We start from the raw sequence: 25745 nt of genomic DNA, 5'->3' as shown, positions 1-25745 counted from the left end.
TCCTCGGGGGCGCGGGTCCTCGAGGGCGCGCGGGGCGCGCCCCCGAGGGGTGCTCAGCCGAAGGAGACGTTGGAGCAGGGGTCGTCGTCCGCGGATCGGGTCTCCTTGGCGACGGAGCTGGGCAGCGGGCCCGCCGGGGTGGAGGGTGCCGCGGCGCCGTTGCCGGCCGCGTAGTCCTTGCCGAGGACCAGGGACACGCCCGCCTTGGTGCTGCTCTCCAGGGTCGCGCCGGGGAACATCGCGGCGACGGCCTGCGCGTTCGCCTTCTCGCCGGGGCCGTACTGGACGACGGTGGTGGCGTGGTTCTGCGAGCTGGCGTTGGCGGTGGTGGTGACGGTGAAGCCGGCGCCCTTGAGGGTGGCTGCGGCCTTGGTGGTCAGCCCGGGCGTGGTGGTGCCGTTGTAGACGCCGACCCGGACGTTGGCGGCCTTCACGGTGGTGGCGGGCGGCGCCGGGGTGGTGGGGGCGGCGGGGCTCTCCGGGGCGGCCGGGGAGGGGCTGGCGCTGCCGCCGCTGGCGTCCTGGCCGTCGAGGGTGCGGTCGGCCTTGAGGGCGGCCCACAGCTGGTCGACGTCGGGGTGGACGAGCGCGATGCGCTCCTTCTCGAAGCGCCACGGCGGGGTGAGGAACTTGACGTCGTGCAGGTCGAGGTTCTTCAGGCTCATCGCGAAGCCGATCAGCTTGTCGGCGGAGTTGAGCCCGGAGTCGACGGTCAGTGACTTGGTGGCGGCGTCGGCGAGCGGGAGCAGGGTGGTGGGGTCCATGCCCTTGCTCTTGACCTCCTTGATGAGGGAGGACATGAAGGCCTGCTGACGGCGCATCCGGCCGACGTCGGAGCCGTCGCCGATGCCGTGGCGCAGGCGGACGTAGTCGAGCGCGGCCTGGCCCTGGACCTTCTGCAGGCCCTTGGGGTAGAGCAGCTTGCCCTTCTTGCCGAGGTTGGGGTTGAGGTCGCCCTCGTGGATGTCGTTCGGCAGGCAGACCGGGACGCCGCCGACCGCGCTGGTCATCGAGGCGAAGCCCTCGAAGTTGACCACCATGGTGTGGTCGATGCGGATGCCGGTGAGCTTCTCGACGGTGTTCTGGGTGCAGGCGGGGTTGCCCTTGTCGGTGTTGCCGACGGAGAAGGCGCTGTTGAACATGACGCCGGTCTGGGCCTTGGTCCACTTGCCGGTGGGCAGCAGGCAGGGCGGGACGTCGACCAGGGCGTCGCGGGGGAAGGAGACGCCGACGGCGTGTTTGTGGTCGGCGTAGACGTGCAGCAGGATCGTGGTGTCGGAGCGGGCTCCGCCGTCCTCGCCGCCGCCGAGGTCCTTGTTGGCGCCGGCGCGGCTGTCGGAGCCGATCAGCAGGATGTTGACGGGGATCCGGCCCTGGGCGTCGGCGGCCGCGGCGGCGGGGCGGTCCTTGGAGACGCCCTCGTCGCCGAAGGAGTCGATGTTGCCGTTGAGCTTCAGGTAGAGGGCGCCGCCGGCGGCGACCACCAGGCCCACCGAGCCGACCGCGACCCAGGTGACGATCTTCTTGCGGCTGCGGCTGCGGTTGCGGCGGCCGGCGGCCCGGGTGGCGGCGCGGCCGGCCGGCTGGTCGGCCGCCCGGGCTCCGCGGCCGCCCTGGCCGCCGGGGCCGCCGTTCCCGCCGCGGCCCTGCTGGGCGCGGCGGGCCTCGGCGCGGCCGCCGGTGCGCGGCAGGTCGTCGTGCTGCTGGGAGCGCCGGCGCGGGACGGCGGGCTCGGTGCCGCGGTAGGCGTCGTCACGGCGCGGGGCGTCGTCGGGGTACCCGCCGTGCCCGTCCCCCTGCTGAGGGGAGTCGTCCCGCCACCAGCCCGCGTCCGAGTCGGACGCCCCCGCCCTCTGGCCTGCCATACGAACACCCTTCACTGCGGCCGCACCACACAGCCTCGACAGCGCACCGTGTGCGGCGCGGACGCTTCAACTTCAGCGGAGCATATAAAGGCATCACTTCGGCGTCACCGGGCGGGTTGGCGATCGTACCTCCCCCCGGTGGTGCCGGGGGCCTTTCTGCCGCCCCGCCCGTCAGTCCTCGAAGAACTCTTCGACGGCCTCGTCGACGATCTCGTCGAGGACGAAGCCGCCGACCACGCCGACGGCCGCGCCGGCGGCGACCGCGCCCCAACCGGCGCCGTGCCCGCCGCCGTGCCCGCCGTGGCCGTGGTGGCCGCCGGCGGCGGCCTGCTGGAGCCAGCCGTCGACAGTGCCGGTGAGGTCCTGCTCGGCGGCGGAGTGGTCCAGGTGGTATCGGTTGATCACGTCGCTGCCGCGGCGGCGGTCGAACTCCAGGACCACCTCGACCTGGTGCGGGGTGGTGAGGAAGGTCAGTTCGACGGCCTGGCACAGGTGCGCGTACTGCGGCGCCGCGGCGAACTCGATCTCCTGGTAGAAGGGGAGGCTCTGCGCGCTGTCCCGGATGTGCCCGGCCTCCAGGTCGGCCGAGCGCAGCCGGAAGCCGAGCGCGCCGAACGCCTCGATCACCCGCTGCTGCACCGGCAGCGGTGCGATGCCGAGCGGGTCGGCGTCGCCCTTGTCCAGGGCGCCGGCGATCTCCACCTCGGTCCGTACGCCGATCGCCATGCCGGGGAGCTGCCAGCCGCCGACCGTGGTGACCGGCGTCTCGTACGGCAGTTGCACGGCGAACGGGATCGACCGGTTCTCCCCCGCGGTGAGCTTCAGCGGCGCGCTCACCCCGAACTTGGCGAAGGCGGTGTTGCTGACCGACTCGCCCTCGGAGTGCTCGTGCTCGACCCGGGCGACCAGGGTCAGCGTGATGCCGGTGATCTGGACGTCCTGCGTCCCGCCGACCAGGTTGACCTGGCCCTGGAGGGTGCCGCCCGGCTGGGCGACGGGGTTCGCGAGGACCGTGTCGACGGACGGTCCGCCGACACCGAGCGCACCGAGCAGCTTCTTGAACACCATGGGGTCTGGCTCCGGGGGAGGTGGGATGTGGCGAGTGGTCGAGCTGAGGAGAAGAACGCGGGTGGCGGCGGACCGGTTCCGGGCGAGCCAGTTGTAGGATGACCGGGCAAGCGGTTGTAGGATGACTGCTGTCGATCGTCGTTCCGGGTTCGAGAGGGGTGTCCGCCGTGGGTGAGGGGCTGCAGGCCGCGGGGCGGCGCTCGCTGGTGGACGTGGCGATCGAGCAGCTGCGGGAGCAGCTGCTGGCCGGGGCGTGGCCGGTGGGGTCGCGGATCCCGACCGAGCACGAGCTGGCCGAGCGGCTGCAGGTGGGGCGCAACACGGTGCGGGAGGCGATCCGGGTGCTGGTGCACGCGGGGATGCTGGTCTCGCGCCAGGGCGAGGGGACGTTCGTCCGGTCGACCAGCGACCCGGCGGCGGTGCTGCGCGGTGTGCAGCGCTCGGACGTCCGGGACGTGCTGGAGGTCCGGGCGGCGCTGGAGGCGGAGGCCGCGCGGCTGGCCGCGGTCCGGCACACCGCCGAGGACATCGCCCGGATGCGGGGTGCGCTGGCCCGCGAGGTCGAGGTGATGGCGGCCAGCCCGGAGCGGGCGGGTCGCGAGGCGACGGTCGAGCACGACCTGGAGTTCCACACGGCGCTGGTCGAGGCGGCGCACAATCCGGCGCTGACCGAGGTGTACCGGTACTTCGGAGCCTCGGTGCGGGAGTCGATGCGGGCCGCGTTCGGCGACCACGAGATGCCCGAGGTCGACCTCCGGACGCACACCGCACTGGTGGACGCGGTGGAGAGCGGCGATCCGGAGCGGGCCGAGGCTGCCTGCCGGGAGCTGCTGGCGGAGCCGACGGCGGCGGTGGAGCAGTTGCTGGCCGCGATCGCGGCGCGGAAGTGACGGCGGGCACCGCCCCGCCCTTCCCCCTTTTCGTTCTCAGGTAGAGAGAGTTCTTCGCGTCATGTCGGTCGTCCGTGCTGTCCAGCCCGTCCACGAGCTGAAGGTCAGTGCCCGAACGAGGTTGGCCCATCCGGCCCTGCTGCTGGCCGGCATCGTGCTGGTCGCCCTGAACATGCGGGCCTGTCTGGCGGCGGTGTCGCCGATGGTCGGCGAGATCCAGCGGACCTTCGGCCTGTCGGCGACGGCCAGCGGGCTGATCACCACGGTGCCCGTGCTGTTCCAGGGCGTCGGCGCGCCGCTGACGCCCCGCCTCGCCCGGCGGTTCGGGACCGAGCGGGTGGTGCTGGGTGCGGTGCTGGTGCTCGGCGCGGGCGTGCTGCTGCGGGTGCTGCCCTCGGTGGCGGCGCTGTACGCCGGGTGCGTGGTGATCGGGGTGGCCATCGCGGTGCTGAACGTGTCGATGCCGGGTCTGGTGAAGCGGGAGTTCCCGGCCCGGGCGGCGGCGATGACCGGGGTGTACTCGACCACGATGCTGGTCGGGGCGACCCTGGCGGCGGGCCTGTCGGTGCCGCTGGAGCACGTGCTGGGCGGCGGCTGGCAGGCCTCGCTGGGCTCGTGGTCGGTGCTGGCGGTGGTCGCCGCGGTGGCCTGGCTGCCGCAGGTGCTGAGGTCCCGTCAGGAGCGTGCGGCGGTGGCGGCGGCGCCGGCCGGCCGGGCGGTCGAGGGGATCTGGCGCAACGGCCTGGCCTGGCGGATCAGCCTGTTCATGGGCATCTCCTCGCTGCTGGTGTACACGCTGGTGGCGTGGATGCCGACGATCCTCGCGGACCACGGGATGGACCGGGGCCGGGCCGGGCTGGTGTTCGCGTTCAGCAACCTGGTGCAGGTGGCGGGTGCGTTCCTGGTGCCGCTGGCGGCCGGGCGGATGACCCGGCAGCGGGGGCTCGCGGTCGCGATGGCGCTGCTGAACGCGGCGGGGATCGCGGTGCTGCTGCTCGCGCCGGTGGGCGGCGCCTGGGTCGCGGCCGGGGTGCTGGGGCTGGCCCAGGGCGGGTCGCTGGGGCTGGCGCTGGCGTTCATCGTGCTGCGGACCGGCAGTGCGGCGGGGGCCGCGCAGCTGGGCGGGATGAGCCAGGCGGTGGGCTACCTGGTGGCGGCGGCCGGGCCGGTCGGGGCCGGTGCGCTGCACCAGGCCTCCGGCGGGTGGGGCCTGGTGCTGGTGGTGATGCTCGGGCTGACCGGGATCGCGGCGGCGGCGGGTTGGGGCGCGGGACGGGACACGGTGCTCGGCGCGCGCTGAGCGGCTGCGGGTCCGCGGGTCTGGGCCCGCCCCGCGGCGGGACCGACGATCGACGGAGCCCCGAGCCCCTGTCGGGGCTCGGGGCTCGGGATCCGGGCTCGGGGCTCGGGGCTCGGGGACGGTGGTTACTCCTCGCTCGCCAGGGTGAGGCCGGCCAGCCTGGTCGCCGCCAGGATGGTGGCGATCGAGGTGACGGCGGTCAGCAGGGCGAGGGCGACGCCGAGGGCGACCGGGGCGGTGAGCACGCCCTCGGTGGCGGTGGCCTCGGCGATCGACAGGCCCCACTGCTGGATGGAGAGGGTCTTGGCGCCCTTCACGTAGTTCCCGACGAGGCTCTCCCACACCAGCGCGTAGGCGAGGCCGGCCACCACGGCGTGCCGGGTGACGACGCCGAGCAGCAGGAAGAAGGCGCTGTAGGCGGCACCGGAGGCGAGCGCGCCGAGGGTGTAGCCGACGGCCAGGTCGTCCTGGTTGCCGTAGATGATCAGGCCGGCGACGAGGACGGGGACGGCGGCGAAGAGCCAGGTGGTGCCGATCGCCACGGCGAGCTTGCTGGTGACGATCTTCCAGCGGGGCAGCGGCTTGGCGAGCAGGTAGACGATGGAGCCGTCGTCGATCTCGTTGGCGATCACGCCGGTGCCGACGATCAGGCCGAGGATGGGCACCAGGGTGCCGAGGCCGAGCTGGCCGACGACGCTCTGGATCAGGTCGTGCTTGTCGCTGTCGGAGTTGCGGGCGACGACGGCGATGACCAGGAGCAGGGCGGGGACGAGCAGCAGGAGCAGCGCGCGGCGGCGTCCGAACAGGCCCCGGACGGTGAGCCGGGCGACGGTGGTGTTCACGGTTTCCAGCCCTTCAGGACGAGACGAGGTAGGAGAAGACGCTCTCCAGGGACTCGTCCGCCGGGGAGACGGTGTAGAGGCGGATGCCGGCGTCGCGGGCGACCTTGGGCAGCAGCGTGGTGAAGCCGTTGAAGTTGATCGCCTGGATGCGCAGGGCCCGCTCGTGCCAGTCGAGTTCGATGCCGGCGGTGGACGGGTCGGCGATCAGCGCGGCGGCCAGCCGGCGGTCGTCGCTGGAGCGGACCAGGTAGCGGTGCGGCCGGTCGGTCATCAGGCGGCGGATCTCGCGGAAGTCGCCGGAGGCGGCGTGCCGGCCGGCGACGACGACCTCGATGTGCCGGGCGAGCTGTTCGACCTCTTCGAGGATGTGGGAGGAGAACAGCACGGTGCGGCCGTCGGCGCCGAACCGGCGGAGCAGTTCCATGAGTTGGAGCCGCTGGCGGGGGTCCATGCCGTTGAAGGGCTCGTCGAGGAGGAGCACGGCGGGGTCGTGGACCAGCGCGGAGGCCATCTTGACGCGCTGCTTCATGCCCTTGGAGTAGGTGCCGGTCTGCCGGTCCTGGGCGTACTCCATCTCGACCAGGCCGATGGCGCGCTTCGCGGCGGCGGCGGGGTCGGTGAGGCCGTGGAGTTCGGCGTTGGCGAGGACGAACTCCCAGCCGGTGAGGTAGTCGTACATGGACTCGCGCTCGGGGACGAGTCCGATCTGCCGGTAGACCTCCTGGTTGCGCCAGATCGGGGCGCCGTCGAGGGTGACGGCGCCGGCCGAGGGCGCGAGGAAGCCGCTCATCATGTGGATGAGGGTGGACTTGCCGGCGCCGTTGGGGCCGAGCAGGCCGGTGATGCCGGGACCGATCCGCATGGAGACGTCGTTGACGGCGACCACGTTGCCGAACCAGCGGGAGACCTTGTCGATGGTGATGACGGCCATGGCTGCCTCTCAGACGTTCCGGTAGCGGCGCAGCAGCAGCGCGTACGAGCCGGCCGCGAGGGCGACGATCTCGGCCGCGAAGACCGCGACGCCGAGGCCGCCGGGGGCGTGGACCATGCCGTCGCCGGTGAGGCCGAAGAGCTGGTTGACCAGGGCGGAGACCAGGGTCGCCGGGGAGAGCGCGGCGCCCCACATCGCGGACTCGACGGGCTCGGGGCGGTAGGCGCCGTTCAGGCCGAGGACGATGTTGGCGATCACGCTGGAGATGACCAGCATGCCCATGATGGCGGCGACGCCGAAACCGCGGCGCGGGGTGGCGGCGGCGATCAGCAGGGCGAGCGCCGAGTAGAGCACGGAGTAGAGCACGGCGGCGGTCAGGCCGTAGAGCAGGTGCGTGGTGTTGTCGCCGAACGGCAGGCCGGCCAGCAGGGCGCCGAGCCACATCACCAGCAGCGGCAGCACCATCATCAGCAGCACCGCGCAGGTCATCGCGGCGGTCTTGGCGCGGACGTAGTCGCCGCGGGTGATCGGCCGGGAGAAGTACAGCGGCACGATGTGGTGGCGCAGGTCGCGGGACATCAGGACGGGTGCCTGCGAGGCGATGAAGATCTGCGGGAACAGCCCGAAGCTGGTCAGGTAGACGGGGTAGTCCACCGGGTACTTGGTGAGGCCGGTCATCACGGCGACGGCGATCATCACCGCGGCGGGCAGCACCATGGCGCCCAGCAGCAGCATCGGCAGCACCTTGGACTTGCCGGAGCGGCCGAGGCCGTACGCGGCGCGCAGGCTCTGGGTGAAGAGCGAGCGGGTGGCGTAGGAGCGGCCGAGCCGGGGGCCGGCGTAGGAGCGGTAGCCGATGTCGTGGATGACACCGGTCTGGGGCTCAGGCGGCGTCGCCATCCGGGCCACCTCCGTTCTGGGCGGCGTCGGCGAAGATCTCGGCGACCCTGTGGCGGCGCTGTTCCAGGCGGACCAGGCCGAGTCCGAGGTCGGCGACGGTGTCGCGGACGGTGTCGTAGGTGTCGTCTCCGGCGATCTCGACCAGCAGCAGTCGCGGGCCGTCGGCGCGGACGCTCACGCCGAGGTCGGTCAGCGAGGCGAGGACGGTGTCCGCCGCGTCGGTGACCTCGACGGCGAGCAGCTGGGTGGCCTCGGTGAAGGAGGCGGTGGAGGAGGAGCGCAGCAGCTTGCCGCCGTCGATGACGACGAGGTGGTCGCAGGTGCGCTCGAGTTCGCCCAGCAGGTGGGTGGTGACCAGGACGGAGATCCCGAAGTCGCTGTGGACGCGGCGGATCAGCGCCAGCATCTCGTCGCGGCCGACCGGGTCGAGGCCGTTGGTGGGCTCGTCGAGCAGCACCAACTGCGGGTCGTGGACCAGCGCCTGGGCGAGCTTGACGCGCTGCTTCATGCCGGTGGAGTAGCCGCCCATCGGGCGGTAGCGCTCCTCGTAGAGGCCGACGTGGCGCAGCGTGTCGGCGGTCCGCTCGCGGGCCGCGGCGGCCGGCAGGCCGGACATCCGGGCCATGTGGACGACGAACTCGGTGGCGGACACGTCGGGCGGCAGGCAGTCGTGCTCGGGCATGTACCCGACCCGCTCGCGGATGGCAGGGCCCTCGGTGGCGATGTCGAGGCCGAGCACCTGACCGGTGCCCTCGGTGGCCGGGGAGAGGCCCAGGAGGATCTTGATGAGTGTGGACTTGCCCGCGCCGTTCGCCCCCACCAGGCCGACCACGCCGGGCTGCACCTCCACGGTGAGCCGGTCGAGTGCGGTGACCCTGGGGAACCTCTTGGTGAGGCCGTCCGTCTTGATGACTGTGGACACGTGCCCAACGTAGCGTCGTGGCCTGCGGCGCGGTATGCACTGGGATGCCGATCCGTTGATCAGCCCTCAGGATGACGTGCCGGGCCCGTCCCCTAGGGGTCGGGCCCGGCCCTGGCCGTTCTCAGCCGAGCATGCTGCTCTGCAGGGCGATCAGCTGGCGGAACGCCTGTCCGGGCACGCCCTTCGGGTTGGTCAGCTCGATGACCGCGACCACGTCGCCGCACTGCAGGTACGCGACCCGGCCGGTGGGGATGTCTCCGGTCGCCCGGGCGTCCGAGTTCCGGGCCAGCACGGTGCCGGCGCCGACGGGGTACTCGGTGAGGGCGTCGCGCTTGGAGGACTCGATGTGCTTCGTCCCGGACATGCTGGAGAGCAGGCCGAGCAGGTCGGTCGCCTCCTCCTGCGAGCCGAAGCGCAGGAGGCGGATCTCGGTGCGGGTGCCGTCCTTGGCGGTCCAGCCCTGGGCGGCGGCGGCCCGGCAGGCGTTCTCGGTCAGCCGGGCGTTGACCTCCTCGGCGTTGCGGCCGAGCGTGCCCTCCGTGTCGCACGTCACCCAGTGGCCGACGACGGGCGGCAGGCTCGCCGCGGGCGAGGCCGAGGAGGCCGTGGCGCTCGGCGAGGCCGGAGCCGCCGACGCCGAGGCGCCGGGGGACGCGGAGACCGTGGCGCTCGGGCTCGCGGCGGTCGCGGGCTCCGGGAGCGCCTCCTTCGGGGCGGGCAGCAGCAGGCCGCGCAGGTCGGCCTGGTGACGGCCCTTCACGTCCATCGGCAGCTTGCCGTCGACGGGCAGCGGCGGCAGGGCGAGGTCCGGGAAGGTGTAGCGGCCGTCGTTCGGGGTCGCCAGGCCGGGGACGTCGGTGCGGTCCGGCAGGGTCACGGCCACGGCGGTCGCCGTTGCGGTCACCAGCAGGACTGCGGCGGCCGCGACCAGGCGGCGCACCGCGGTCCGGTCCCGGCGCGGGCGCGGCTGCAGCTCGGCGGGCACGGCCCAGACGTCGCCCGGCTGCCCGGTGAGCAGGTCGGCGGTGGGTGCGGAGGGCAGCGCCCAGACGTCCGTGTCCGGCGCGGTGCCCGCGGCGGCGGTCGGCCCGGCGGGGGTCGGGTCCGCGGGGGTCGGGTCGGTCGGAGCGGGGTCGCCTGGCGATCCGGCCGCGGGCTTCTCGAACACCGGCTTCGCGGGCTCGGGCTGGGCGGGGGTGGTGTCGTTGTTGCTCATGCGGAGGCTCCCGGGCGGGCCAGACGGTCCAGCTGCTGACGGAACAGGTCGACGACCTTGTTCTGGTCCAAGGGGGCGACGCCGGACGCGTCCAGCGTGACCATCAGGTCGCCCTCGGCGGAGACGCAGTGCATGTAGTCGAGCTGGTCGCCGGCGCGCAGCGGCGGCAGCGCGCAGCGCGCCGCCGGGTGCCCGGCGACGCCCGGGCCCTGCCGGAACAGGCCGGTGTCGTCGATCATCGAGCCGTACAGCTCCGCCTCCTTCGAGATCGCCTGCTGGTTGAACTGGTCCAGCAGGATGTCGATCTCGAGGTCGGTCTTGTGCGACTGGTACGTGCGCACGCCGCTGGCCTTGTAGTGCAGCGACTCCCAGGCGCCCTTCGCCCCGTCCCGATACTTGTCCGGCACGGTGTCGAGGAACTCCTGGAAGCGCTTGTCCAGCTGCTCCGGGCCGTACTCGTTGTCGTTGCCGAACACACCGGCGTCCGGGCCCGGGTCGAAGCCCGACGGCATCGGCAGCAGCAGGTCGCGCAGGCTGCCGAAGTGGTTGCCGTTCTCCTTGGCGCCGAACGGCGCGGACGGCGAGGCGGACGGCGCCGCGGGCGCGGCGGCGGCCCGGACCGGCTGGTCGTCGTACGCGACGTGGAGGATCACCTCGCCGATGCCGACACCGAGCAGGACGGCTGCGAGCACGGCGCCGGAGGCACGCAGCAGCAGCCGCTTCGGCCGGGCGGGCCGCTCGGCGGCAGGCTGCTCGGTCGGCTGCTCGGCGGCCGACTGCTCGGGCGCGGGCTGCTCGACGGCCGGCGCGTCGGCGACCGGCTCGCCGACCGGCGACTCGACGGCCGGCGACTCGGCTGCCGGCTGCGGGGTGCCGGGGGTCCCGGCGGGGGTCAGGTCGTTCGGTTCGATGGCGGTCATGCGATCCGCTCCCACTGGCGCTTGGCGATGTCCTCGAGCTGGGCGCGGTCGACCTTGCTCGGTGCGAAGACCTCGATCTCCATGATCAGGTCTCCCTTACGGGCGATGGCCTCGCCGTAGTAGAACTGCTCGGTGCTGTCCGCGTAGTGGTCCGGCTTGGTGTCGATGACCAGCGTGCTCTGCGGGTTGCCCGGGATCTTGCCGACCTCGTTCTCGCCGGACGCGCCCGAGTAGTCCCAACTGATCGCTGCGGACGCGGAGTCGGAGCGGTACTGGATGAGCCGGATCCGGTACTTGGTCTCGCCGGACTTCCAGCCGATCACCGCCGAGCGACGGAAGCCCTTGTCCAGCAGGCGGGAGAACGTGGCCCGGCTGTCGCCGAACGACTCGGCGTACTCGGCGGCGTCCTGCCAGCTGCCGCGGGCCCCGGTGTCGTCCCAGTCCTGGGTGCCGTCCGGGCGCTTGAGCAGCAGGTCGCGCAGGTCGCCGTCGATGTTCAGCGGCTGGGGCGCGGCCGCGGCGAGCGCCTTGGGATCGACCCGCTCGGCGGGGTAGGCGAGCTTGACCGCGGCCAGGGCGGGCAGCGGGGTGGCGGGCCGGGACGCCTGGACGGCGTAGCCGACACCGGCGCCGACCACCGGGCCGAGCAGCGCGGCGGCCAGCAGCAGCCGTCCGGTGCTCAGCCGGCGGGCGGGCCGGGGCCCGCCCTCGGCGGACGCGGGCTCCGGCTCGGGCCCGGCGGTGAGGAGCTCCTCGGCGGGTACGGGCTGCTCGTCCGCGGTCGCGGCCTGCTCGGCGGCGGCCTCGGCGGGCAGGGTCTCGGCGGCGGGCTCGGCGGCCTGCGCCGGTACGGCGGCGGTGGTGTCCGGCTGGGGCGGAACGACCGGCTCGGGGACGTCCGGTCCCACGGTCTCGGTGCTCAAGGAAGGCTCCTGGGAAGGGTGGTCGTGGGAGGGCGTCAGCCGTTGGCGAGGCGTTCGTACTGGCGGCGCATGGCGTCGTTGAGCAGTGCCTTGTCCGGGTCGCCCTTCACCTCGACGGTGACCTCGAAGCAGATGTCGCCCTGGTAGCCGATGCCGACCAACTCTCCGGTGTAGGCCTGCTGTTCGGGCTTGAAGACGTAGCCCTTGGCACCGGAGACGCCGTCCACGTCGAAGGAGTCGCCCTTGAAGGAGGAGTTCTCGGCGAAGCCGCGGGCCCGGTCGGCGCGGCCGAACTTCTTCAGTTCGACGGTCACCTCGACCTTGCCGTCACGGGTGCGGTAGGTGCGGGTGGCGGCCGAGTCGAAGCCCCAGGAGTCCAGGATCCCCTTGATGTCGGTGTCCTTGGAGTAGTGCTTCGCGATGTCCTCCATCGTCATGTCGGTGCCGTCCGGCGAGCCGTACGGGTCGGCCTGGTCGGGCACCGGGAGGAGGAAGTACCGCAGGTCGCCGCTGTGCCTGCCGCCGGAGACGGTGCCCTTGAGGGTGCTGCTCGGGCGGGGCGCGACGGTCGGAGAAGGGGTGGGCGTCGGCGAGGGGCTGGCGCTCGCCGAGGCCGAGGCCGAGGCGGACGCGGAGGCGCTCGCGGCGGGCGCGGCGGCGGTGGTCCGGGGGGAGCGGTCCGGCTTGCCGACGGCCACGGTGACGGTGGCGCTGGCGGCGGTCACCGCGAGCAGGCCGGCCACGCCGAGCGCCACGGTGGCGGTCCGGGACAGCTTTCGCCGCGTCGCGGCCACCGGCTCGGCGCCGGACGCGACGACCGGCTCACCGGCGGACTCGGCAAACTCGGAGGACTCGGCGGTGGCGGACTCCCCGGCCTCCCTGGGCAGCGCGGCCACGGGCTCGGCAAGGGGCTCGGCGGCCGGGGCGGCGGCGGGCTCGACGGCCGCGGTCTCCGGCTCGGGCACGGCCGGTGTTGCGGGGTCGGGTACGGACAAGGGTCTTCCCCCCAGAGTGACGGTCGACGGGCCGCACGCGAGTGCCCGACCGCCGTTCCCCCCGGCAGCGCGACGGGTCTCGATCACCGTGCGGTCTGCGCATTATGAGAGTTCGTCCGCATGCCCAACAACACGATTCCGGCCGCCAATCAGCGCAATTCGCGCCAATCCGACACGTCGTGACCGAACCGCAACGGGGCGGCCCGCCATGCGGACCGCCCCGGCGTCCTGCGGGCCGTCAGGCCCCGAGCGCGGCGAGCACCTCCCCGGCCGCGCGGGCGCCCTCGACGGCGCCGCCGTTCATGTACCCCTGGAAGTCGTACGAGGTGTGTTCGCCCGCGAAGTGCAGGTTCCCCTGGGCGGTTCCCTCGTAGCCCGCGTACGTGGTCAGGTATCCGGTCGGCCAGTACGAGTAGGCGCCGTACGAGTACGGGTTGAGGTGCCAGGCGGAGAGGGTGGCCCGGCCGTTCCAGGCGGCCTTGGTGCCGGGCCAGACGCTGTCGATCTGGCTGAGGTAGTCGTCCACCAGGTTGCGGGTGTACGGGGTCGAGGCGGTGGTGAAGGCCGACGGCGGGGTGAGGCCGCGGGCGAGGCTGCCGCCGCCGTACTGCACGGCGATGCCGTTGCTGCCGGCCTGGCCGCGGGTGACGTCCCAGGCCTGCTGGAACGGCAGGTCGGCGAAGCACTCGCCGTTGGACTGGCCGGTCCACGGGCTGGTGCCGTACCAGGGGCGGCTGTTGAACTGCATGTTGAGCTTGGTGCAGGCGCCCATCCGCATGTTGGCCAGCACGCCGCGCATCATCGGGTCCAGGCCGGCCCGGGTCAGGTCGATCCGCTGCTGGAGGACGGGCAGCGGCACGGTGAGGATCGTGTGGTCGGCCACCACGGTCTTGGTGCCGCCGCCGTCCAGCGCGAAGGTGAGGGTCTGGCTGCCGTCCGCGTTGCGGACCACCGCCTGGAGGGTGTGGCCGAGCTGGACGGTGCCGGCCGGCAGGGCCCCGGCGATGGCCCGCGGGACCTGGTCGTTGCCTCCGACGATGTGGTACCGCTCGTCGGAGCCGCCCCAGATGGAGAAGTTGCCGGGGCTGGACTGCCAGGACACCATCAGCAGCATCGCGTACGAGGACTGCTCCGTGGTGTCGGCGCCGTACTCCACGGCGTACGCGACGTCGAGGAGGCGGCCGAGGTCGCTGCCGTAGCCGCCCGGGACGCGGGAGTTGATCCAGTCCCGGATGGTCATGGTGTCGAGCGCGACCGACGCGGCGTTGTGGTTGTTCCAGGTGGGGGCGGAACCGCCGGCCTGGATGTCGCTCTTGACCGACTGCCAGACCTGCTTGAAGTCGATGTCGACCTGGGTCTTCGGGTAGTAGTGCCCGTTGACGTGGAAGATGCCCTCGGCGCCGGCCGGCAGGGTGGAGCTGACGTCCACCAGACCGAGGCCGAAGCGCTGGCAGAGCTGCTTGATCTCGTGGTGGCCGGTGTCGACCAGCTCGCCGCCCCACTCGGAGACCTGGCCCTGGTTCCACAGGCCGGGGCTGCTGACGCCGCCGCCGGAGTACATCCGGCCGCCGATCCGGGTGGGGTTGGCCTCGTAGACGGTGGCGGCGACGCCCTTGTCGGCGAGGGTGAGGGCGGCGTTCAGGCCGGAGATGCCGGCGCCGATGATCGCGATCCGGGCGCCGCCGGTGATCGGCCGGTCGGTGGTCGCGGCGCGGGCCCGCGGGGCGACCGAGGCGGTGCCGGCGGTCACGGCGAGGCCGAGGGCGGCGGCCCGGCCGAGCAGCGCCCGGCGGGAGACGCCGTCCGGCTCGGCGCGGGCCTCGTCGCGCAGGCCCCGGTACTCGTCGACGGGCATCCGCAGGCGTTCGGCGGCGGACCGGTCGGCGAGCAGCTGCGCGATCCGGCCGGCGTGGGGGGTGCGTGCCATGGGGGGTCAACCTCTCTGGGTGTGGGGGAGAAAGGGTCAGACCTGGGCGGGGACGACCTGCTCCTCGTCCGAGCGCTCCTGGGTGTTCTCGACCACCAGGCGGCCCATCACCTCGTACTTCTGCGGGTGCCGGGCGCGCATGTACAGGGCCAGCGCGATGCCGCCGAGGAAGACCGCCGCGACGATCCACGGGATCAGCTTGAAGAAGAGGATCTTGGAGGCGGCGCCGGCCGCGGTGTCGAGGTTGACCACCAGCAGGACGATCGCGGCGAGCATGCCCAGGCCGCCGAGCAGCGGCGCGGTCAGGGTGCGGAACCAGTGCCGGGACTCGGGGTGGTTCTTGCGGAAGTAGGCGACCACCGCGAAGGAGCAGAGCGTCTGGACCACCAGCAGGGCGAGCGTGCCGAGGATCGCGGTCAGCGTGTAGAGGCTGACGTACGGGTCCTGGCCGGCCGCCCAGAAGCCGCCGATGATCGCGAGCGCGATGCCGGTCTGCGCGAAGGAGGCGACGTACGGGGAGCCGTGCCGGGCGTGGGTGCGGCCGAGCGCGGGGAGCAGGATGCCCTCGCGTCCGATCGCGTACAGGTAGCGGGCGGCGCACTGGTGGAAGGCCATGCCGCAGGCGAAGGCGCTGGTGACCATGAGCCACTGGAAGGCGGTCACCGCCCAGTGCCCCAGGTACTGCTGGGCGGGGGCGAGGAACAGGTCGAGCGGGCTGGAACCGCCCACGATCTCCACGGACCCGGCGCCGCCGTTGCCGGCCAGCGCCATCCAGGAGACGAAGGTGTAGAGCACGCCGAGGCCGACCACGGCGAGCAGGGTGGCCCGGGGGATGATCCGCTTGGGGTTGCGGGACTCCTCGCCGTACATCGCGGTGGACTCGAAGCCGATCCAGGACCAGAAGCAGAAGAACAGGCCGACACCGGCGTTCACCCCGGCGAAGGCTCCGGTCGGGTTGAGCGAGGACAGCTGCAGGCCGTCGGGGCCGCCGCCGTGCAGCAGGATCGAGCCGCCGAGCAGGACCAGCATCAGCACCTCGCCCACCAGGAAGACGCCGAGCACCTTCGAGGCGACCTCCAGGTCGAAGTAGGAGAGCACCGCGGTGATCGCCAGCATCGCCAGGGCGAAGACCTGCCAGGGCAGGTCCACGCCGAACTGCGACTCCACGGCCTGCTGCCCGAAGTAGGCGAAGATGCCGACGATCGAGGCCTCGAAGACCACGTAGGCGAGGACCGCGAGCAGGCCGGAGGCCATGCCGGCGATCCGGCCGAGGCCGTGCGAGACGAAGCCGTAGAAGGCGCCCGCGGTGGTGATGTGCCGGGCCATCGCGACGTAGCCGACGGTGAAGACGGTCAGGACCAGGGTCACGAACAGGAAGCCGGCCGGCGCGTGCACGCCGTTGCCCGCGCCGACGATGACCGGAAGGTTGCCGGTCATCGCGGTGATCGGCGCGGCGGTCGCCAGCGCCATGAAGATCACCCCGACCAGGCCGACCGAGCCGGCCTTGAGGCGCTGGACGGGTGGCGGGTCCTGGACCGCTGGGGACTGCTCGACGGCGGACACGGGCGACTCCTCTGGGCGAAACGGGCGGTACCGGGCGGTACTCGGGCGCGAGGGAAGGCACCGACGGCTGTGGGGCGCCGGGTCGGCCCAGTGTGCTGTGCATCACTCCCCGGCGGGGATGTGCAGGGTGTAGCGGGGGCTGTTTCGGGATTGACGACATGTCAACCCCTTCTGACCGCAGGACGGAAAGGCCGGTGCCGGCACCGTTGACCGCAGCTGGTCCAGACCTCATGCTGTGATCCGCCCGGGGGCCCGTCCGTCCGACTGGAGGCGTTCGCTGATGCGCGTTCCGTTCCACCGGCTCCGCCCGATCATGGCCACCGCCGCCCTGCTGGGTGCGGCACTGGCGCCCACCGTCCCGCCGGCCGCGGCCGCCGCCGGCTCCCCGATCCAGGTCTACGGCGCCTGGCACTGCGGTGACGACGCCTGCATCTGGGGCACCGTCCGCGACATGGCCGAGTTCGACGCCAAGAACCACTGGCTGATCGACCGCGGCGACGGCCGCCCGTCCGTGAACCTGGCGATCCTCAGCTTCGTCCACCCGCTGAAGCTGCTGGTCGGCACCAACGACGCCACCACCGTGGACGGCGTCCCCCGCGGCATCAACCAGGCCGTCGTCGACTGGTTCAAGAGCCGCGGCGTGCGGGTGATGCTCTCCATCGGCGGCATCACCTACACCGACGCCTGGGACCAGGCCCTCGCCCAGAACCCCGCGCTGCTCGGGCAGAAGGCCGCCGCGCTGGCCACCCGGCTGGGTGTGGGCATCGAGATCGACTACGAGCAGAACACCAACCCGAACCTGGCCGGCCTGCAGGCCTTCGTCGACGCCTACCGCGCCGTCCACCCGTACGACGCCACCGGCGCCGACCCGGCGGCCCGGCTGACCATCGACACCGCGGCCGGCGACCGCTGGCTGATCGACATCAACCGGTACGCCACCGCCAACTGGCTGCGCACCGACACCCCGGTCCTCGACTACGCCAACGCGATGGTGCCGGCCCGGCAGCCGTCGGCCGCGGGAGCCACCGACAACTGGCAGGAGCACCTGGACGGCAAGCCGACGTACAGCCCGCCGGTCCTGCCGCTCGCCCCGGCGAAGTTCACCGGCGGCCTGTACATCGCCGAGGGCTCCAAGGTGCGACCGGAGTGCACCGACTTCGCCAACTCCCTGCAGAAGGCCACCGGCGGCTGGCTGCAGAACGCCGCGCCCAACGGCGCGGGCACCACCAGCGGCCTGCTCGGCTACATGTTCTGGGCCGCCGAACGGCCCTCCACCCGCGGCGTCACCACCCAGCCCCCGAACGGCTGCGCGGGCGGCGTCGGGGCCGGGGCCACCGCGTACGCGATCCCCGTCCCGATGCCGGCGCTGCGCCAGGGCTGACCCGGGCCCGGCACGGAGCTGCGGCCCCGCCCGACCCGGGGCCCGCTACTCCGCCGCGCCCGTGCTCCCGCCCTCCGCGGAGGGCTCCGCGGGCTGCGCGGGCGGCGCCGGCGGCTGCGTGGTCCACAGGCCCGCCGCCTCGCCGAGCGCGATGTCCAGCCGCTCCCGGCGGATCCGCCGGTCCACGTACAGCAGCGCGTGGCAGACCGGCAGCAGCGGCAGCGTCACCGCGGTGCTCAGCAGCACGCCGACCAGGAACAGCAGCGCGGCCGCGACCAGCGCCCCGGGCGACGGCGGCTGCGGGTCCGCCCCGAACGGCAGCACGATCACCATGCCGGCCACCACGAACGGCGTGGCCACCAGCTGCCCGCCCATCGAGGCGATCAGGTTCACCACGTACGGGATGCCGAAGCTGCGCAGCCAGGCGCCCTCGTTGAGCCGCCAGGCGCGCGGGACGGCGGCCAGCGGGCGGCTCTCCTCCATCACCAGGACCGGCACCAGCAGGGTCAGCCGCACCTGCGCGTAGAACAGCCCCACCCAGCAGGCCACGGCGAGCAGCCCGAAGAGGACGCTGACCACCGCGCTGCCCAGCACGGCCGACACGGCCACCCACAGCACCATCAGCACGGCCGTCCCGAGGAGGGCAGCGCCGCCCAGCAGCAGGTACTCGGCGGTGATCCGTCCCAGGTGGTTGCGCGACTCGGCCCACACCTCCCGGGTGGTCACCGGCCTGCCGATCACCGCGTGCCGGGTGACCACCGTGCCGGCCGCGGCGGCCACCACACCGAGCGCGGTGAGGCAGAGCACCAGCAGCAGCCAGCCGCAGGCGGCGACGGCGATCAGGGTGGCCAGCTGGTTGTCGGTCGGCTCGTACCACTTGTCGTCGACGACCTGCCGGTAGAGGTCGATCAGCAGCACGTACGCCACCACCGCGTAGGCCCCGAGGACCAGCAGCACGCCCGCCGTCGCGGCGAGCACCGGCACGTAGAGCTGCGCGAAGTAGCGGCGCACGGTGTTCATCACGCCGCTGAGCACGTCGCCGAAGCCGAGCGGCCGCAGCGGGACGACACCCGGCTGCGGGGCGGGCGGCGGCCCGGGATGGAAGTACTGGTACTGGTACTGGTGCTCGCTCATGGTGCGTCCCCCCTGGTGTTTCCGGGTGTTCGGTGGTCAGGCCGCGGACTGCTGCCGGCGCAGCCGCTCGACGGTCGCGAGGAAGAGGAAGAAGTTCGGGATCTTGGCGACCGGGGTGCTCGACCAGGGCAGGAGCTTGCCCGCCTTGGAGAGGAACACCATGCCGTTCTTCACCTCGAAGCGCTGGACCTCGGCCCACCCGGTCGCGCCGCGCTTGGGCGTCGCCACGCCGCCGGTGGTCACCGCGATGTCGCCGAAGCGGACGGTCTCGCCGCGTCCCAGTGCCTCCAGGACGCCCGGCAGCTGGGCGTTGGTGATGGCGTGCTGGATGATCACGCCCCAGCGCTCGGGGTTGGCGAACAGGTCGGTGACCTTGATGGTGGCGCCGTCCCGCTTGTACAGCGTGTAGACGTAGCCGGTGCCGACGTGGATGCCGTTGGCGTAGCGCTCGGTGATCTGCTGGAGCGCGGCCATCGAGTCCCAGCGCAGGGCCCCGACCGGGCCGGTGTGGTCGACCACGACGAGGCCGTGGTCGAAGAGGTGGAGGCGCCGGGCCGCCTGCTTGCGGTTGAAGTTCGGCGTCTGCCACAGCACCCAGAGGAAGAACAGCCCGGGCAGGACGAAGCAGGCGAGGCCGAGCACGGTGAAGAACAGCATCGCGGTGACCCGGCCGGCGCCGTGGCGCTTGGGCAGGAAGGTCTCGCGCAGCGCGCCGAGCCGCTCGGCGGCGGCCAGCGCCTGCACGGCCTCCGGCAGTGGTTCCTGGGTGACCGGGACGGTGGGTGCGGCCATGGTTCTTCCTCGTGGTGCGGGATCCCGCGTTCGCCCGGCGGGATCGATCGGGGGCGAGCGGATCATACGGCAGTAGCACCGGCCTGCCGAGGGGTCGGGTACGCCGGAGGGGACCGGCACCCCGTGCCGGTCCCCTCCGTCCCCCCTGCTCCCCCCGTGCGGTCAGCCCAGGCCGTGCACCCGCTTGTACTCCAGCGCGTACGCCAGCTTCCCCGGCTTCGCGTCGGAGTACGGCTTGCTCAGCTTGTCGAACTCGCCCTTGTTGGCGGCCTTGCCCGCGTTCCACTGGCTCAGCGCGCCGAGCCGGCCGGCGGTGAACCCGCTGTCCACCACGGCGTCCTTGGGCAGCGCGGTCATCGCCTCGGTCACGGTCCGCACCGCCGCCAGGTAGCCGGCCTGGTCGGTGGTGTCCCAGCCGGCCACCGGCGCGGTGTCGCGCACCCAGCTGCCCCAGTAGAACTCCTGGAACGGCAGGCCGTTCTGCGCGTAGCCGATGTCGCGGCCGAAGTAGAGCAGGCCGCGGTACTTGTCGTTCTCGAAGTTGGCCAGGCCGACACCGGTCGGCAGCTTGTTGATCTTGACGGGGTTGCCCTCGGGGTCGCTCAGGTACACCCACTTGTGGGCCTGCATCTCGGCCCAGAACGCCTGCCGGGTCAGGTTGCTGAAGTTGGCCTGCACCCGCAGCCGGACGTGCAGGTCGGCGCCGCCGTCCGGGGTCTCGAAGAACGAGGTCAGGGTGTGGTGGCCGTCCGTCAGGAACGGCTCCCCGCCGGGGCCGATCACGACCGTCTTCATCGGCTCGGTGCTCGCCGCGGTCTCCCCGCCCACCGGCAGCGCGCAGGTGAACGAGGACGGGTCGTCCAGGCGCGCACCGGGTGCCGCCGCCACGGCCTCGATCCGGCCGTCCGCCTCGCACCAGTCACTGAACTTCTTGTTGATCGCGTCCTTGCCGAGGGTGTACCGGCCGAGCTTGTAGTACACCTCGTCGTAGCCCAGCGCCGGCTGGGTCGGGTGCACGTCGCCGATCCGGACGTCCAGCAGGTCGCCCTCCTGGGCGCACAGGTACTGCGCGAACGGCGCGTGCCGGCTGTCGTGACCGCAGAACGACGGCCGGGTGCCCGGCGCACCCGGCGCCGCGAACGCGGCCGGCGCCGATCCGGCGGCGACGGCCAGCGCGGCTCCGACCGCCGCGATCCGGGCGGACGGAAGTCTGAAACGCATGACGCTCCTCGCGGGAAGTGCGGAATTGTGCCCGCGACACTCCCAGCGACCGGCCAACACCCGCCGTCCCGCGCGTGAACCCCCGGCGAACGCGCGAAATCGCTTCCGCTCCCTTTTTGCAGGGTCCCCCTCAACCCAGCTGGGCCAGGCCCTCGGTGGCGATGCGCTCGAAGACCGCGAGGTCGTTCTCGAAGATCGAGTCCGGCACCGGCCAGTGGATCACCAGCTCGGTGATGCCGATCTCCCGGTACCGCCCGGCCCAGTCCACGAAGGCGTCCAGCGACTGCAGCGGCCGCTCCGCCGTCGACCCCTGCAGCAGCACCTTCGCCAGCTCGCCGGCGTCCCGGCCGCGCGCCTCGCAGGCCTCCGTCAGCTTCGCCAGCTGCTTCGCGATCACGGCGGGCGCCTGCTCCACCGGGACGTCGGCCGGGCCGCGCGGGTCGCCGTACGTCACCCAGCCCTGCCCGTGCTCCGCCGCCAGCCGCAGCCCGCGCGGACCGGTCGCCGCCACGTAGAACGGCACCCGGGGCGTCTGCACGCAGCCGGGGATGTTCCGCGCCTCCACCGCCGAGTAGTACGTGCCCTCGCGCGTCGTCGCGTCGGTGGTCAGCAGCTCGTCCAGCAGCGGCAGGAACTCCGCGAAGCGGTCCGCCCGCTCCTTCGGCGACCAGGCCTCCTGCCCCATCGCCGTCGCGTCGAACCCGACCCCGCCGGCCCCGATCCCCAGCGTCAGCCGACCGCCGGACACGTCGTCCAGCGTGATCAGCTCCTTGGCCAGCGTCACCGGGTGCCGGAAGTTCGGCGACGTCACCAGCGTCCCGAGCCGGATCCGCTCGGTCGCCGTGGCCGCCGCGGTCAGCGTCGGGACCGAGCCGAACCACGGCTCGTCCCGGAAGCTCCGCCAGCTCAGGTGGTCGTACGTGTAGGCGGCATGGAACCCGAGGTCCTCGGCCCGCCGCCAGATCTTCTGCCCCTCGCTCCACCGGTGGATGGGGAGGATCACCGTGCTCAGTCGCATGGCCCCGACACTATGCCGTCGGAAGCCCGACGGAGGTGTGCATACCGGCCCGCTCGCTCCATGGCGGCCACCACCCGCATCACGGCCGCCCTGCCCACGGAGCGGCGTACTTCAGCCGTCCCGGGCGTCGTCCCCGCCGAGGGGGTCCTGTCGGCCGAGCAGGAGGCTCATCGTCTCCGCCGCACGGACTGCCGCGTCGCCGCAGCAGTTGTTGAACAGGACGTGGACCTCGTGGGCGCGGTCGGCCATGGCGTGGACGGCCGGGATCCAGGACGACAGTTCCCCGGGCGTGTAGCCGTGGCGGAACCGCTCTTCCTTCGAACCCGTGCCCCAGGCGGGGTTGCGTCCGTGGAAGCGCACGACCGCGAGGCGGGTGGAGGTGACCGGGGTGACGGGCGGTACGGATGTGGGGAGTCCCTGGGCCGTGTCCACGGCCACGGCAGCCATCTCCAGCTCCGCCAGCAGACCGGAGGTGGTGGCGTAGTGCTCGTCCCGCCACCAGTCCGGATGCCGGAACTCCACGGCCACGGGCCACCCCGCGGTGCGCTCCCGGCATCGGCGCAGCAGTGATACCGCCGACTTGTCCGGGGCGAGCTGCGGAGGGAACTGGAAGAGGAGGGTGCCCAGGCGTTCCGCCTGCCGCAGCGGTTCGAGGGCGCCGCTGAACCGGTTCCACACCTCGTCCAGCAGCCCTTGGTCCGCCTCGGGCCGGCCGCGCCGCCGGGCGAGGGCCGACCGCAGGTCGTGGGGCAGTGCGCCCGGTCGCGTCGGATGGCCGGTGAGCAGTGAGAACGCCTTCACGTCGAAGCGGAAACCGTCCGGTGAACGTTCGGACCAGAGGACACTGTTGCGGGTGCTGGGCAGCGAGTAGTAGGTGGCGTCCACCTCCACCACCGGGAACCTGGTGGTGTAGTACCGGAGCCTGGCCTCGGAGCTGGAGCCGCCCTGTGGGTACCAGCCGCTGGACAGCAGCTCCTTGTCCGTCCACGAGCACACGCCGACCCGGATCTCTCCCATGTCCGGCGTCTTCCCCGCTCCGGAGCGCCCACTCGGTCCCGGCGGCCGCGATCCGGTCGCCCACGCCGTGGCCGCCGCCGTCAGGGTCGGGGAGCTACGCCGTTCGGGCGGGGTGCGCGAAGATGGTCGGGTGACCACCTCCCCGCGCCCCCGCCTGATCGCCACCGACCTCGACGGCACCCTGCTCTGCTCGGGCGGAACCGTCTCCGAGCGGACCGCCGCCGCGCTGGCGGCGGCGGAGGCGGCGGGTGTCCAGGTGGTGTTCGTGACGGGCCGGCCGCCGCGCTGGATGAAGCAGGTGACCGGGCACATCGGCGGCCACGGGGTGGCGATCTGCTCGAACGGCGGCGCGGTGGTGGACGTGCGGCGCGGGGAGCTGCTGGAGAGCTTCCCGCTGCGGACGGCGGACGCGCTGGCGGTGGTGGCCGCGCTGAAGGCCGAACTGCCGGGCACCGCTTTCGCGTTCGAGTACCCGGACGGGTTCGCCCGGGAGCCGGAGTACACCCTGGTGATGTGGGAGTCCGACAAGGAGCACCCGGTGGCGCCGGCCGAGCGGTTGCTGGCGGACGGCACCGTGGAGGGCATGTTCAAGCTGCTGGCGAAGCACCCGGAGCTGGAGCCGGACGAGTTCCTGGCCCGGGCGCGGGCGGTGGCCGGGCAGCACGCCGAGATCACCCGGTCCAGCCCGGTGGCGCTGCTGGAGATCAGCGCGCCGGGAGTGACCAAGGCGAGCACGCTGGCCCGGTGGTGCCGCGAGCAGGGCATCGACCGGTCCGAGGTGGTGGCGTTCGGGGACATGCCGAACGACCTGGAGATGCTGGCCTGGGCGGGCGACTCGTACGCGGTCGCCAACGCGCACCCGCAGGTGCTGGCGGCGGTGGCCCGGCACACGGTGAGCAACGAGCACGACGGCGTGGCCGCGGTGATCGAGACCCTGCTCGCCTGAGGTCCGCGGCGCGGACGGTCGGAGCCTGGCAGAGCCGGCCGGCCGGAGCAGCCGGCCGGCCGGAGCAGCCGGCCGGTCGGAGGGGCGGGCCGGCCGGAGCAGCCGGCCGGTCGGAGGGGCGGGCCGGTCGGAGGGGCGGGCCGGTCAGAGCCGGGCGGTCCAGCGGACCCGGGTGCCCTTGCCGTTCGGGCCGGTCTCGTGCCAGGCGTCGCCGCCGAGCGTCTCGGCACGGCGGGTGAGGTTGCGCAGTCCGCTGCGCCGGCCGCCGTCCGGGATGCCCACGCCGTCGTCGGTGACGGTGAGCAGGACGCCGGGCCGGCCGGCCCGGACCGGGGCCTCGGGGTCGCCGGAGAGCGGCCGCCCGCGGTCGCCGAGGTGGACGGTGGCGTCGACGTCGACGGCGACCCGGGAGGCCCGCGCGTGCCTGGCCGTGTTGGAGAGCATCTCGCGCAGCGCGGCGAGGAGTTGGCGCGAGGTCTGCTCGCCGACCAGGCTCTCCACCGGGCCGGTGAAGGTGATCGCGGGCTTGAAGCCGAGCGCGGCGGCGGCCTGGCTGCCCTCGCGCAGGACGCGGGTCCGGAGGGTGTCCGGTTCGTCGTCGCTGTCGCCGTGCTGGAGGGCGTAGATGGTGGTGCGGACCTCCTGGATGGTGGCGTCCAGCTCGTCCACCGCCTTGCCGATGCCGGTCCGCACCTCGGGGACGACGGCGCGGCGGGCGGCGCTCTCCAGCATCATCCCGGTGGCGAAGAGCCGCTGGATGACCAGGTCGTGCAGGTCGCGGGCGATCCGGTCGCGGTCCTGGAAGACGGCCAGGCGCTGCTTGTCGCGCTGGTACTCGGCGAGCCGCAGGGCGAGGGCGGCCTGGGAGGCGAAGGTCTGGGCGAGCTGCTTCTCCGCGGCGGTGAACGGGGCGGTGCCGCGCGGCCGCCACACGCACAGGCCGCCGAGGACGCGTCCGGCGGACACCATCGGCACCGCCATCGACGGGCCGAACTCGCGGGCGATCCGGATCACCACGGTCGGGTCGGTGGACATGTCCTCCAGGTAGATCGGTTCGCCGGCCAGCAGCCGGGCGGTGAAGCTGTCCTCGGGCAGCAGTTCGCCGTTGAGGTACTCGGCGGCCTCTCCGGAGGCGTGCGCGACCCGCATCTGGCTGTCGCCGGCCGGCAGCAGGATCATGCCGACCGCGCCGTCCGCGAGTTCGCGGACCTGTTCGGCGGCCACCGTCAGCGCGACCTGCGCCTCGTCGGTGGAGAGCAGCGCGGTGGTGACCGCGGCCGCGCCGGCGATCCACCGCTCGCGGCGGCGGCCCTCCTCGTACAGCCGGGAGTTCTCGATCGCCACGCCGGCGGCGGCCGCCAGCGCGAGCACCACCTGCTTGTCCTCGGGCGTGAACCCGCCGGCGCCCTGCTTCTCGGTCAGGTAGAGGTTGCCGAACACCTCGCCGCGGACCCGGATCGGCACGCCGAGGAAGGACCGCATCGGCGGGTGGTGGGCGGGGAACCCGGTGGAGCGCGGGTCCTCGGAGAGGTCGGCCAGGCGCAGCGGCTCGGGGTTGTCGATCAGTGCGCCGAGGATGCCGCGGCCGGCCGGCAGCTCGCCGATCGCGGCGGCGGTCGCGTCGTCGATGCCGATGTGGATGAAGTCGGACAGGCCGGTGCCGTGCGGGGAGATCACGCCGAGCGCCGCGTACTTGGCGTCGACCAGCTCGGCGGCGCCGCTGGCGATCCGTTGCAGGGTGGCGTGCAGGTCGAGCCCGGCGCCGACCGAGACCACCGCCTCCAGGAGCCGCTGCATCCGGTCGGTGACGGCGGCGGCCGACTGCAGGCGCTCGGAGACCTCGGTGACCAGGGTGTCCAGGCCGAGTGAGGAGATCTCGGGGACGCGCGGCGCGGCCGGTCCGGGGTCCGCGGCGGACGCGTCGGGCCCGGCGGAGGACGCGTCGGGGGAGGTGGCCGGGAGCGGGGTCTCCAT

At 73.1% G+C, this 25745-nt stretch carries 22 protein-coding genes; 4 read left to right on the top strand and 18 right to left on the bottom strand.

What is annotated here, in order from left to right; genetic code table 11:
• Positions 1-53: 53 nt before the first annotated feature.
• Positions 54-1865, bottom strand: a complete 1812-nt coding sequence (locus ABEB06_RS20295; protein ID WP_345698286.1) for an LCP family protein — start codon at positions 1863-1865, stop codon at positions 54-56.
• 171 nt (positions 1866-2036) lie between these two features.
• Positions 2037-2933: a sporulation protein gene (locus ABEB06_RS20290; protein WP_345698285.1), complete on the bottom strand. Its 897-nt coding sequence runs from the start codon at positions 2931-2933 to the stop codon at positions 2037-2039.
• Positions 2934-3100: 167 nt separating this feature from the next.
• Between ABEB06_RS20290 and ABEB06_RS20285 the strand changes: the two genes are divergently transcribed.
• Together ABEB06_RS20285 and ABEB06_RS20280 are read left to right on the top strand one after the other, a co-directional pair.
• Positions 3101-3823 (top strand): FadR/GntR family transcriptional regulator, encoded by a 723-nt coding sequence (locus ABEB06_RS20285; protein WP_345698284.1) that lies wholly within the window; start codon positions 3101-3103, stop codon positions 3821-3823.
• Positions 3824-3884: 61 nt separating this feature from the next.
• Positions 3885-5123, top strand: a complete 1239-nt coding sequence (locus ABEB06_RS20280; protein WP_345698283.1) for a CynX/NimT family MFS transporter — start codon at positions 3885-3887, stop codon at positions 5121-5123.
• A gap of 125 nt (positions 5124-5248) precedes the next feature.
• On the opposite strand, the gene ABEB06_RS20275 is transcribed toward ABEB06_RS20280, so the two are convergent.
• The 10 genes from ABEB06_RS20275 to ABEB06_RS20230 form a co-directional block, all read right to left on the bottom strand.
• Entirely contained in the window at positions 5249-5965 is a 717-nt protein-coding gene (locus ABEB06_RS20275; protein WP_345698282.1) for an ABC transporter permease, read from the bottom strand.
• Between the two features lie 13 nt (positions 5966-5978).
• Complete coding sequence (locus tag ABEB06_RS20270; protein ID WP_345698281.1) at positions 5979-6896, bottom strand: ABC transporter ATP-binding protein; 918 nt, start codon at positions 6894-6896, stop codon at positions 5979-5981.
• Positions 6897-6905: 9 nt separating this feature from the next.
• Positions 6906-7796: an ABC transporter permease gene (locus ABEB06_RS20265; RefSeq protein WP_345698280.1), complete on the bottom strand. Its 891-nt coding sequence runs from the start codon at positions 7794-7796 to the stop codon at positions 6906-6908.
• Positions 7780-8718, bottom strand: coding sequence for an ABC transporter ATP-binding protein (locus ABEB06_RS20260; RefSeq protein ID WP_345698279.1), 939 nt, complete (start codon positions 8716-8718; stop codon positions 7780-7782). The genes ABEB06_RS20265 and ABEB06_RS20260 overlap by 17 nt, the downstream gene beginning before the upstream one ends.
• Before the next feature lie 121 nt (positions 8719-8839).
• Positions 8840-9934, bottom strand: coding sequence for a hypothetical protein (locus tag ABEB06_RS20255; protein WP_345698278.1), 1095 nt, complete (start codon positions 9932-9934; stop codon positions 8840-8842).
• Positions 9931-10854, bottom strand: a complete 924-nt coding sequence (locus ABEB06_RS20250; protein WP_345698277.1) for a hypothetical protein — start codon at positions 10852-10854, stop codon at positions 9931-9933. The genes ABEB06_RS20255 and ABEB06_RS20250 overlap by 4 nt, the downstream gene beginning before the upstream one ends.
• Positions 10851-11777 carry a hypothetical protein gene (locus tag ABEB06_RS20245; protein ID WP_345698276.1) on the bottom strand — a complete coding sequence of 309 codons (927 nt, stop codon included), beginning with the start codon at positions 11775-11777 and terminating at the stop codon, positions 10851-10853. The genes ABEB06_RS20250 and ABEB06_RS20245 overlap by 4 nt, the downstream gene beginning before the upstream one ends.
• A gap of 35 nt (positions 11778-11812) precedes the next feature.
• Positions 11813-12772: a hypothetical protein gene (locus ABEB06_RS20240; RefSeq protein WP_345698275.1), complete on the bottom strand. Its 960-nt coding sequence runs from the start codon at positions 12770-12772 to the stop codon at positions 11813-11815.
• A gap of 238 nt (positions 12773-13010) precedes the next feature.
• A complete protein-coding gene (locus ABEB06_RS20235) occupies positions 13011-14699 on the bottom strand; it encodes a flavin monoamine oxidase family protein (RefSeq protein ID WP_345698274.1) in 1689 nt (562 codons plus the stop codon).
• Between the two features lie 36 nt (positions 14700-14735).
• A complete protein-coding gene (locus ABEB06_RS20230; RefSeq protein WP_345701919.1) occupies positions 14736-16169 on the bottom strand; it encodes an APC family permease in 1434 nt (477 codons plus the stop codon).
• A 373-nt stretch (positions 16170-16542) separates the two neighbouring features.
• On the opposite strand from ABEB06_RS20230, the gene ABEB06_RS20225 reads away from it, so the two are divergent.
• The gene (locus ABEB06_RS20225) at positions 16543-17643 is read left to right on the top strand and encodes a glycoside hydrolase family 18 protein (protein WP_345698273.1); all 1101 of its coding nucleotides are present in this window, start codon (positions 16543-16545) and stop codon (positions 17641-17643) included.
• Between the two features lie 45 nt (positions 17644-17688).
• On the opposite strand, the gene ABEB06_RS20220 is transcribed toward ABEB06_RS20225, so the two are convergent.
• The 5 genes from ABEB06_RS20220 to ABEB06_RS20200 form a co-directional block, all read right to left on the bottom strand.
• A complete protein-coding gene (locus tag ABEB06_RS20220) occupies positions 17689-18777 on the bottom strand; it encodes a hypothetical protein (RefSeq protein ID WP_345698272.1) in 1089 nt (362 codons plus the stop codon).
• 36 nt (positions 18778-18813) lie between these two features.
• The gene (locus ABEB06_RS20215; RefSeq protein ID WP_345698271.1) at positions 18814-19569 is read right to left on the bottom strand and encodes a DUF6585 family protein; all 756 of its coding nucleotides are present in this window, start codon (positions 19567-19569) and stop codon (positions 18814-18816) included.
• Between the two features lie 162 nt (positions 19570-19731).
• Positions 19732-20790, bottom strand: a complete 1059-nt coding sequence (locus ABEB06_RS20210) for a ParB-like protein (protein WP_345698270.1) — start codon at positions 20788-20790, stop codon at positions 19732-19734.
• A 130-nt stretch (positions 20791-20920) separates the two neighbouring features.
• The gene (locus tag ABEB06_RS20205) at positions 20921-21808 is read right to left on the bottom strand and encodes an LLM class flavin-dependent oxidoreductase (RefSeq protein ID WP_345698269.1); all 888 of its coding nucleotides are present in this window, start codon (positions 21806-21808) and stop codon (positions 20921-20923) included.
• A 111-nt stretch (positions 21809-21919) separates the two neighbouring features.
• A complete protein-coding gene (locus ABEB06_RS20200; RefSeq protein ID WP_345698268.1) occupies positions 21920-22825 on the bottom strand; it encodes a DUF72 domain-containing protein in 906 nt (301 codons plus the stop codon).
• A gap of 130 nt (positions 22826-22955) precedes the next feature.
• On the opposite strand from ABEB06_RS20200, the gene ABEB06_RS20195 reads away from it, so the two are divergent.
• Entirely contained in the window at positions 22956-23771 is an 816-nt protein-coding gene (locus ABEB06_RS20195) for an HAD family hydrolase (RefSeq protein WP_345698267.1), read from the top strand.
• Between the two features lie 144 nt (positions 23772-23915).
• Here ABEB06_RS20195 and ABEB06_RS20190 read toward each other — a convergent pair whose 3' ends face one another.
• Positions 23916-25568, bottom strand: coding sequence for a sensor histidine kinase (locus ABEB06_RS20190; protein ID WP_425559787.1), 1653 nt, complete (start codon positions 25566-25568; stop codon positions 23916-23918).
• Positions 25569-25745: the final 177 nt, after the last annotated feature.

The organism is Kitasatospora terrestris, assembly GCF_039542905.1.
GTDB classification, from domain to species: Bacteria; Actinomycetota; Actinomycetes; order Streptomycetales; family Streptomycetaceae; genus Kitasatospora; species Kitasatospora terrestris.
This window is presented reverse-complemented; position numbering and strand designations above follow the sequence as displayed.

Bases quoted from the DNA above. Each gene is read 5' to 3' on its own strand.
- ABEB06_RS20295 (WP_345698286.1), bottom strand. From the start codon at position 1,865: ATGGCAGGCCAGAGGGCGGGGGCGTCCGACTCGGACGCGGGCTGGTGG.
- ABEB06_RS20225 (WP_345698273.1), top strand. From the start codon at position 16,543: ATGCGCGTTCCGTTCCACCGGCTCCGCCCGATCATGGCCACCGCCGCC.
- ABEB06_RS20215 (WP_345698271.1), bottom strand. From the start codon at position 19,569: ATGGCCGCACCCACCGTCCCGGTCACCCAGGAACCACTGCCGGAGGCC.
- ABEB06_RS20290 (WP_345698285.1), bottom strand. From the start codon at position 2,933: ATGGTGTTCAAGAAGCTGCTCGGTGCGCTCGGTGTCGGCGGACCGTCC.
- ABEB06_RS20255 (WP_345698278.1), bottom strand. From the start codon at position 9,934: ATGAGCAACAACGACACCACCCCCGCCCAGCCCGAGCCCGCGAAGCCG.
- ABEB06_RS20230 (WP_345701919.1), bottom strand. From the start codon at position 16,169: ATGGCGCTGGCGACCGCCGCGCCGATCACCGCGATGACCGGCAACCTT.
- ABEB06_RS20265 (WP_345698280.1), bottom strand. From the start codon at position 7,796: ATGGCGACGCCGCCTGAGCCCCAGACCGGTGTCATCCACGACATCGGC.
- ABEB06_RS20200 (WP_345698268.1), bottom strand. From the start codon at position 22,825: ATGGGAGAGATCCGGGTCGGCGTGTGCTCGTGGACGGACAAGGAGCTG.
- ABEB06_RS20235 (WP_345698274.1), bottom strand. From the start codon at position 14,699: ATGGCACGCACCCCCCACGCCGGCCGGATCGCGCAGCTGCTCGCCGAC.
- ABEB06_RS20280 (WP_345698283.1), top strand. From the start codon at position 3,885: ATGTCGGTCGTCCGTGCTGTCCAGCCCGTCCACGAGCTGAAGGTCAGT.
- ABEB06_RS20190 (WP_425559787.1), bottom strand. From the start codon at position 25,568: ATGCAGCGGCTCCTGGAGGCGGTGGTCTCGGTCGGCGCCGGGCTCGAC.
- ABEB06_RS20270 (WP_345698281.1), bottom strand. From the start codon at position 6,896: ATGGCCGTCATCACCATCGACAAGGTCTCCCGCTGGTTCGGCAACGTG.
- ABEB06_RS20210 (WP_345698270.1), bottom strand. From the start codon at position 20,790: ATGCGTTTCAGACTTCCGTCCGCCCGGATCGCGGCGGTCGGAGCCGCG.
- ABEB06_RS20220 (WP_345698272.1), bottom strand. From the start codon at position 18,777: ATGAGCGAGCACCAGTACCAGTACCAGTACTTCCATCCCGGGCCGCCG.
- ABEB06_RS20205 (WP_345698269.1), bottom strand. From the start codon at position 21,808: ATGCGACTGAGCACGGTGATCCTCCCCATCCACCGGTGGAGCGAGGGG.
- ABEB06_RS20250 (WP_345698277.1), bottom strand. From the start codon at position 10,854: ATGACCGCCATCGAACCGAACGACCTGACCCCCGCCGGGACCCCCGGC.